The organism is Vicinamibacteria bacterium (assembly GCA_035620555.1).
GTDB lineage: Bacteria > Acidobacteriota > Vicinamibacteria > Marinacidobacterales > SMYC01 > DASPGQ01.
The window spans coordinates 1-7105 of sequence record DASPGQ010000365.1 but is presented as its reverse complement, the minus strand read 5'-3'; the positions used below and the strand labels follow the sequence as shown (position 1 = coordinate 7105).

Here is a 7105-nt window from a genome sequence, read left to right as displayed (position 1 = left end):
CCGGGACGGAGCGCACTAGCGCCTCTCTCGTTGGCACGTTGCGGAATCGTTGGCGGTCCAGCTGAGGGGGAAGAGGGAGCCTCGACCGCTGAAGATCGCGCCCAATGCTCTACGAGTGCTGCGTAGTGGGTGACGTCCGGTACCCGAACCACTTCGAGCTGTCCGGTGGTATAAGCTTGAGGTCCTGAAGGAGATTCCATTGAGATACGGCAATCTATCGACGTTCGTCCTCCTCGTACTGATTTCGACCTGGGCGCTTCCAACTCCTGGTAATACCCGGACTCAGGAGAAGCCGAAAGTGCAGATACCCGAGGCCGGGGTGCCCGAGATCATGACGATGGAGGGCGCTTACATTCGCGCGGCGTACAACAATGAAGGCTATGCCATCCTCGGCTATCGCCTCGCAAACGAGTCGCTTGGCAAGGAGTGGATGCTCCTCGAGTTCGGCGTCACCGTTCGCGAAGGAGTACCGGATTACACGATGACCCGCGATGCGTTGTCGCTCGAGACTCCGGACGGCAAGACGCTTCCTCTGCCGTCCCTCACCGAATACCGGAAGTCGAACGAAGTGCGCGCGCTGCAGATGCGGGAGAGGGTCCAGCGCGACTCGATCAACTACTTTCCGCCGAGCGCGATCCACGCGTGCCGGATTGGCTTTTTCTCCGACCTCGAGGATCGCCCGATGCCGTGGGATGAGGTCGAGCTCAGCTCCGAGCGCGCTTGTCTCGGACGGCTCTTTTTCCAGGTGCCAGGTGGCATCGCGTACGGCCAGCATTGGCTGAACGTGAAGTTTCAGGAGAGCCTCATCCGCGTACCGTTCCGAATCCTAACCGAGGACGAAGAGAAGCTTCTTTCGAAGGAGTTCAAGGACATCCAGAAGCAAGTCGAGGAGGCGTTCAAGAAGAAGAGCTGACCGGCTGCGCTATCCCTTCGTGAACTTGATTCGGAAAACGCCCGCCAAGAGCGGTGGTTCAACGGTCCCTATCTTTATCGAGAGTGAGCCTCACTCGCTGCGGAGCGCGATGGTCGGATGAAGCGTAGCCGCTCTTCGAGCGGGGAGCAGGCTCGCGACGAGAGCCGCTCCCAGCAGCACGACGAGCACCGCGGCGAAGGTCAGTGGGTCGGCCGGGCTGGTCTCGAAGAGCACGTCCGTCAGCATTCGGCTCGCGGCCAGTGCACCGGCAATGCCCACGGCCAGACCCAGCGCGACGATGAGCAGGCCCTGCCGGAGGACCAGGGTGAGAACCTGGCTTCGCTGCGCTCCGAGCGCCATGCGAATTCCGATCTCATGGGTGCGCTGGCTCACCGAATAGGAAATGACGCCGGCGATGCCGGTTGCCGAGATGACGAGCGCGAGAGCGGCGAATAGTCCGAGAAGAAGGGCGGTGACCCGCGGCGATGCCATCGAGGCCCGTCGCGACTGCTCCAGGGTCTCGAATCGATCGACGGGTTGCTCGGGATCGACTGCGAGCACGGCTTCCTTGATCTGGCGGGCGACGGTCATCGGGTCGTAGGGCGTTCGTACCACGAGGGTTTGGGCCCAGAACGACTGGGCCTGGGGAAGATAGATGGCTCCGACCGGCTCGGTCTCGAGCGTCTGCTCCCGCACGTCGCCGACGATGCCCACGACCGTGATCCAGTTCTCGCCGTCGTCGAGCGAGACCCGTTCGCCAATCGGATTCCGCCCTGCCCAGAACTGCTCGGAGAGCGAACGGTTGATGACGCCCACGGGTGTGGCGTCCTGGTGGTCGAGCTCGGTGAAGGTGCGGCCGTTGAGAAGCGGGATGTCGAGGGTGCGAAAATAGTCGGGGCTCGCCACTCGCGTCGCGACCTGCGGGGCGAGCTCGCCCTCCCGGATCTCGATGTTCTCGATGCGAAACGAGCTGGTGAAAGGAGGCTGGCCGTCGAGAGGCCGGCCGCTTCCGACCCCGGCCGACATCACTCCCGGGATGGCGCGCACTCGATCGAGTAGCGAGACGAAGAAACGCCGCGCATCCTCTTGATTCTGAAACCGCGACCAGTTGGGTGACATGCGCGCCAGGAGGACGTTCTCGGTTCGAAATCCGGGCTGCACCTGCTGTAGCCGGTACAGGCTCCGGAGCATGAGGCCGGCGCCGACGAGAAGGACGACCGCGAGAGCCACTTGTCCAGCAATGAGAAGCCCGCGCAGATGGATGCGCGCTTTCTGCTCGGTGGTATGCACGCCGTCGCGCAGGGCGGCCGCGAGGCTCGGTTTCGAGGCGAGAACGGGCAGAAGGCCCACGACGACAGCCGTCATCAGCGAGACCGCCAAGGTGAAAACGAGGACGCCTCCGTCGATCGCGATCCCCACCGCGCGAGGCGTGAAACGGCCCATGAATGCGGTGAGGAGGCCGAGACCTTGATAGGCGAGGACGAGGCCGAGCGTTCCACCGACAAGAGACAGGATCCCGGTCTCGACGAGATTTTGTTGAACGAGCTTTCCCAGGCCGGCGCCGAGCGATGACCGAACCGCCATTTCCCGATCGCGTCTCATGATACGCGCCATCGCCAGATTGGCGACGTTGGCGCAGGCGATGAAGAGCACCAGCGCCGAGGTCCCGAGCAAGATGAAGAGGGTCGTCCGGGCACCGCTCGTCAGCGCTTCCTGGAGCGGGGTGGCGGTGATGGCGAGGCCGGCCTCTTCGGGATAGGTGTCGGGATAGTCGCTCTCGAAGCCGGCGGCGATCGTGGCGAAGTCGGCTCGAACCGCGTCCACCGTGATCCCGTCACGGATACGGCCGAAGGCGGTCATCGCGCGAAACGCGCTTCGATTCTCGTTCATCCGTTCTTCGTTCGCCGCCCGGAACGGGCAGGCTGACGTGGGCATGTAGACATCGTGCTCGACGGGGAACTGGGGGATGGGAGGGAGAACGCCAACGACCGTATGGGTGCGATCGTTCATCTCGAGCGCCGTTCCGACGACTGACTCGTCGGCTCCGAAGCTCCGCTGCCAGTAGCCGTTGCTCAGGATGAGAACGGCCTCGGCACCGAGGTCGTCGTCCTCGGGCCGGAACGAACGCCCGAGAGCAGGTGTCACACCGAGCACGTCGAAAAACTCCGCCGAGACGACGCCGGTCGAGACCCGCTCGGGCTCTTCGCGCCCGAGAAGCGTGAACGTCATCGAGTGGTGCTCGACGAGAGCCTCCAGAGTCTGGTTCTGGTCGCGGTAGTCGTAGACCTCTCGTATGGAGAATGCGAGGTTGTCCACGTCGGCCTTGGGCGCGCTCTGCTGGAGCAGCACGAGGCGTTCGCCCTCTTGGTAGGGGAGAGGCTCGAGGAGCACGCCGTTCACCAGGCTGAAGATCGCCGTATTCGCGCCGATGCCGAGCGCGAGGGTCACGACCGTGGCCACGGCGAATCCGGGGCTCTTTCCGAGTCCTCTCAGGGCGGAACGTAGGTCGACCAGCAAGGTCTCCATGAGCGCACCTCCAGGATTCTCTCCCCTAGATGTTCTACAAGTTAGTGCGCCGGAAGCGTTCTGTCAAGTTTCGGCCCGGTTACCCCACGAGATAGGCGCCCGTCCCCACGGCGATCAGGCTTTCCTTGTCGTTCACGAGCTCCATACGAATGACCGCCACCTTGTTGCCGGTACGAAGGACGCGACCCGAGCACAGGAAGTGCGCACCGAGCCCCGGGCGGAGATAGTCCACCCGAAGGTCGATCGTCCCGACGTTGGCGAGAGACGCCATTTTCTCTTCGGGAGTTCGCCCATCGGCGTCGCGCAGGGCTCCCATGAAGGCGACCAGACCGCCCGTCAGATCAAGAGTCGCCGAGACGACCCCACCATGAAGGCTTCCACGGATGTAATTCCCGACGAGCTCGTCTCGAAAACCGAACCGGATCCTCGCGCTCTCGAATGAGAGCTCCTCGATCTCGGTGCCGAGCAGCTTGTTGAAGGGGATCTTCTCGACGAAGAGGGCCCGCACGGCATCGAAGAGCTCCGTTACCTCGTCGCTCATCGAGGCCGTCAGCGAATTGGGTCGTAAACCGATGTCATGGTGCGTTATCCTACCCGGGATGGACGAGCGCGCTCAACGGGTGAGAAACGCCATTCGCTCGGCGGAGGAGCGAGCGCTCAGCCGCCATCCCCTGCTGCGTCATCAGAACGGCGTGGGCGCGACGTGGTTTCTGCTGGCCCTCGCCGGGATGTTCGCTCTGGGCGCGCTATATGCTACCGGGCGGATCCCCTGGTACGCGTGCTTGCTTGGCAACGCTTTTTTCGCTTCGATCCTGCACGAGATCGAGCACGACCTCATCCATTTCCTCTATTTCCGAGGTAAGCCCCTCGTCCACAACGCGATGATGCTTCTCGTCTGGGTTTTTCGCGGAAACGTCGTGCACGGCTGGTACCGCCGTAAGATCCACTTCCATCATCATCGCGCCTCGGGCTCGAACACCGACGTCGAGGAGCGCATACTCGGTCTGGGGACGCCATGGGGCATCCGGCGCGCGGCAGTCACCCTGGACGGCGCACTCGCCTTCCTGCTGAACGCGCGGAGGCTTTCGCGCGAGATTCCCGGCTTCCGGCGACGAGATCTTGCGCTCGCCTCGATTCCCGTCTATCCCGTCTTTGCGCTGGTCGCGCTGGGCTTCGTCCTTCGCTTCCCTCATCCTGCGATCGACGTGCTCGCCGTCGGTTGGGTGCTTCCCAACACCCTGCGGCAGGCCTCTCTCACGCTCATCTCCTCCAACGTTCACTACTACGGGGACGTCTCGAGCCTCGACGAGGAAACGCAGGTGCTCCGGCCATTCTACCTATGGCCGCTGCAGCTCTTCTGCTTCAACTTCGGCTCCACCCACGCCCTGCATCATTACGTCGTCGAGCAGCCGTTCTATATCCGGCAGCTCATCGCCCACGACGTCTTTCCCGTGCTTCGGGCAAACGGCGTTCGTTTCGACGACACAGCGACCTTCTCGAGGGCGAACCATTTTCGAGCGGCCTGAATCTTCGTTCTCTCGGCCGGACGGCTACTCCACGAGAGGTATGTTCGCGGCCAGATCGAAACGGATGAGGGCCCGAATCTTGTTCTCCATCTGGAGGTAGCGCACCGCGTTCATGGCGGGAATGATGCCATCGAGTCTGGACAGGTACTTCCTCTTGAGCGTGACCTCCGCCTCCTCGATGGAGAGCGCTTCCTCCATCAGGGACTTCGCCTTCGCGTCGGTCAGAGTGCTCGCGTTGTACTCGGTGGCATAACTCTGGATGACTTGCCCGAGCCGCTGGTTGATTCCCTCGAGCTCCTTCTGGTACTCCTCGTAAATCGGCCAGAACTTCGCCGACTGCGCCTCGGTGAGACCCAGATTCTCGGCAATGAGAAGCTTCTTGTCCGCCTTGAGCTTGTCCCGCAGGATGTCCATATTGCTCGCGGGCTGGTCTTGCACCTGGCCCGCCGATTGCGGGGCGGCCATCGTGGCAGTGGACAGCAAAACGGCCAGCGCTAGCGGGAGCGTGAGCCTGACGGCCGTCCTTCGAGAAGATTGCATGAGCGTTTTCCTCCTTGATGAATGGCGAAGCATATGCCGATGCGTCGATCACTTTCAATCGAAGCCTACCGCCTCATGACATCGGACCACATCGCGATCGGGTTTCGGAGCGTTCCAATGCCTTCCACCGAGCACTCGGCCACGTCACCCGGTTTCATAAAAATGGGGGGCGTGCGGGCCATCCCCACGCCCGAGGGAGTTCCCGTGGCGATGACGTCGCCGGGGCGAAGGATGAGGTTGTTCGAGGCGAAGTGTAGAAGCTCGTCGATGCTGTGCTGCATCAGCTCGGTATTCGCGTCTTGCATGCGTTGGCGCGAGAGATCGAACCAGATGTCGAGGCTCTGCGGATCGGCGACGAACTCTTTGGGAACGATGAACGGGCCGAGCGGCGCGAAGGTGTCCGAGCTCTTCCACACGAGCCAATCGGAGCCATATCGATTGTCGCCCCGGCCCTCACGGTCGCCGACGTCGTTCATCATCGTGTAGCCGAAGACGTGCTCCCTCGCTTTGGCGATGGGCACGTGGCTTGCCGGCTTTCCGATGACGACGGCGAGCTCGCATTCCCAGTCGAGCTGCTCGCGCCCGGGCTTCATGAGTATCGGTTGCTCGTGAGCGATGGCGATCCTCGGGGGCTTGAAGAAGAGGTAGGGATTCTGGCGGCGGTCCCCCTCGGGACGTTGCCAGAAATGGTCCATCGAGACGGGAGAGTCGTCGAGAGCGGAGGCATCCGACATCTCGGCGGGAGCTCCCGTTGTCATCTCCTGCGCGTGCGCCCAGTAATTGAGAGCGGCGGCGAGGATCACGCCCGGCCGAACCGGCGGCAGGACGATGAGCTCGTCGAGGTCGTGGACGTAGCTGGGGCGACGCTCGTCGTCGAGGCTTTCGGCAAGCGCCTCGACGATGGCATGGATGCGCTCCCGCATGCCGTAGTCGTAGCGTCCGATGAGCTCGCCCATGTCCTCGGGCATGGGGAGCTTCACCCACAACGGAAACCGTCTCTCGAGCGAGGCGTTCGCCCGTGCGAGTTCGATGACGTAACGGTCCCTCAGTACGATTCCGATGACCTCGTCTCCGTTCCGCTCGAAGGTGCCGAGCTTGAAAGGCTCCGGAGACGCAAGCGTTGCCAGAAAGAAGAGTGCGAGCATGCCGCAACGCTACGTGAACGAGTCGACCGCCGTCAAGGGGACGAGTCGTTCGCCGACGAGAAGGCAGCCGGCCAGTTCAGCACGAGGTGGATGCCATTATCGGTCCCAATCTTCCCATTCGAGGCCGACGACGCGCGAGAACTCGTCGGTATTGTGGGTCACGAGCGTCACTTCGTTTGCCATGGCGATGCCTGCGATCATCATGTCATTGGGTCCGATGTTTGTCCCGTACGCTCCATATCGTGTCGGATGATTCCGTATTGATGGGCGCACGAATCATCGAACGGAAGCGATCGGAAGGGAGCAAAGAACAATTGAAGCGCGCGATGGTTTTCCGCCGGCCGCTCGCTCTTTCGGGCACCGAAAAGGAGCTCTGCCTTCACAATCGAACACAACCTCACCTGGGACGGGCGGGAGGCGTTCAGTCGCGAAACGATAGCCGGCGACGTGTCATT

The 7105-nt window shown here is 62.5% G+C and carries 7 protein-coding genes; 3 read left to right on the top strand and 4 right to left on the bottom strand.

Going from position 1 to position 7105, the window contains the following annotated elements:
- The first annotated feature begins 199 nt into the window (after nt 1-199).
- On the top strand, nt 200-913 hold the full coding sequence (locus VEK15_14775) for a hypothetical protein (GenBank protein ID HXV61959.1): 714 nt from the start codon (nt 200-202) through the stop codon (nt 911-913).
- Nucleotides 914-1003: 90 nt separating this feature from the next.
- On the opposite strand, the gene VEK15_14770 is transcribed toward VEK15_14775, so the two are convergent.
- Together VEK15_14770 and VEK15_14765 are read right to left on the bottom strand one after the other, a co-directional pair.
- Complete coding sequence (locus tag VEK15_14770) at nt 1004-3439, bottom strand: ABC transporter permease (GenBank protein ID HXV61958.1); 2436 nt, start codon at nt 3437-3439, stop codon at nt 1004-1006.
- Nucleotides 3440-3518: 79 nt separating this feature from the next.
- Entirely contained in the window at nt 3519-3980 is a 462-nt protein-coding gene (locus tag VEK15_14765; GenBank protein ID HXV61957.1) for a thioesterase family protein, read from the bottom strand.
- A 58-nt stretch (nt 3981-4038) separates the two neighbouring features.
- Between VEK15_14765 and VEK15_14760 the strand changes: the two genes are divergently transcribed.
- Nucleotides 4039-4965 carry a fatty acid desaturase gene (locus tag VEK15_14760; protein HXV61956.1) on the top strand — a complete coding sequence of 309 codons (927 nt, stop codon included), beginning with the start codon at nt 4039-4041 and terminating at the stop codon, nt 4963-4965.
- Between the two features lie 24 nt (nt 4966-4989).
- Here VEK15_14760 and VEK15_14755 read toward each other — a convergent pair whose 3' ends face one another.
- Both VEK15_14755 and VEK15_14750 read right to left on the bottom strand, forming a co-directional pair.
- The gene (locus tag VEK15_14755; protein ID HXV61955.1) at nt 4990-5505 is read right to left on the bottom strand and encodes a hypothetical protein; all 516 of its coding nucleotides are present in this window, start codon (nt 5503-5505) and stop codon (nt 4990-4992) included.
- 65 nt (nt 5506-5570) lie between these two features.
- A complete protein-coding gene (locus VEK15_14750) occupies nt 5571-6650 on the bottom strand; it encodes a fumarylacetoacetate hydrolase family protein (GenBank protein HXV61954.1) in 1080 nt (359 codons plus the stop codon).
- A gap of 263 nt (nt 6651-6913) precedes the next feature.
- Here VEK15_14750 and VEK15_14745 point away from each other — a divergent pair.
- The coding region (locus tag VEK15_14745) for a hypothetical protein (protein HXV61953.1) at nt 6914-7105 on the top strand (192 nt) is incomplete at its 3' end.

Bases quoted from the DNA above. Each gene is read 5' to 3' on its own strand.
- VEK15_14770 (HXV61958.1), bottom strand. From the start codon at position 3,439: ATGGAGACCTTGCTGGTCGACCTACGTTCCGCCCTGAGAGGACTCGGA.
- VEK15_14765 (HXV61957.1), bottom strand. From the start codon at position 3,980: ATGAGCGACGAGGTAACGGAGCTCTTCGATGCCGTGCGGGCCCTCTTC.
- VEK15_14760 (HXV61956.1), top strand. From the start codon at position 4,039: ATGGACGAGCGCGCTCAACGGGTGAGAAACGCCATTCGCTCGGCGGAG.
- VEK15_14755 (HXV61955.1), bottom strand. From the start codon at position 5,505: ATGCAATCTTCTCGAAGGACGGCCGTCAGGCTCACGCTCCCGCTAGCG.
- VEK15_14750 (HXV61954.1), bottom strand. From the start codon at position 6,650: ATGCTCGCACTCTTCTTTCTGGCAACGCTTGCGTCTCCGGAGCCTTTC.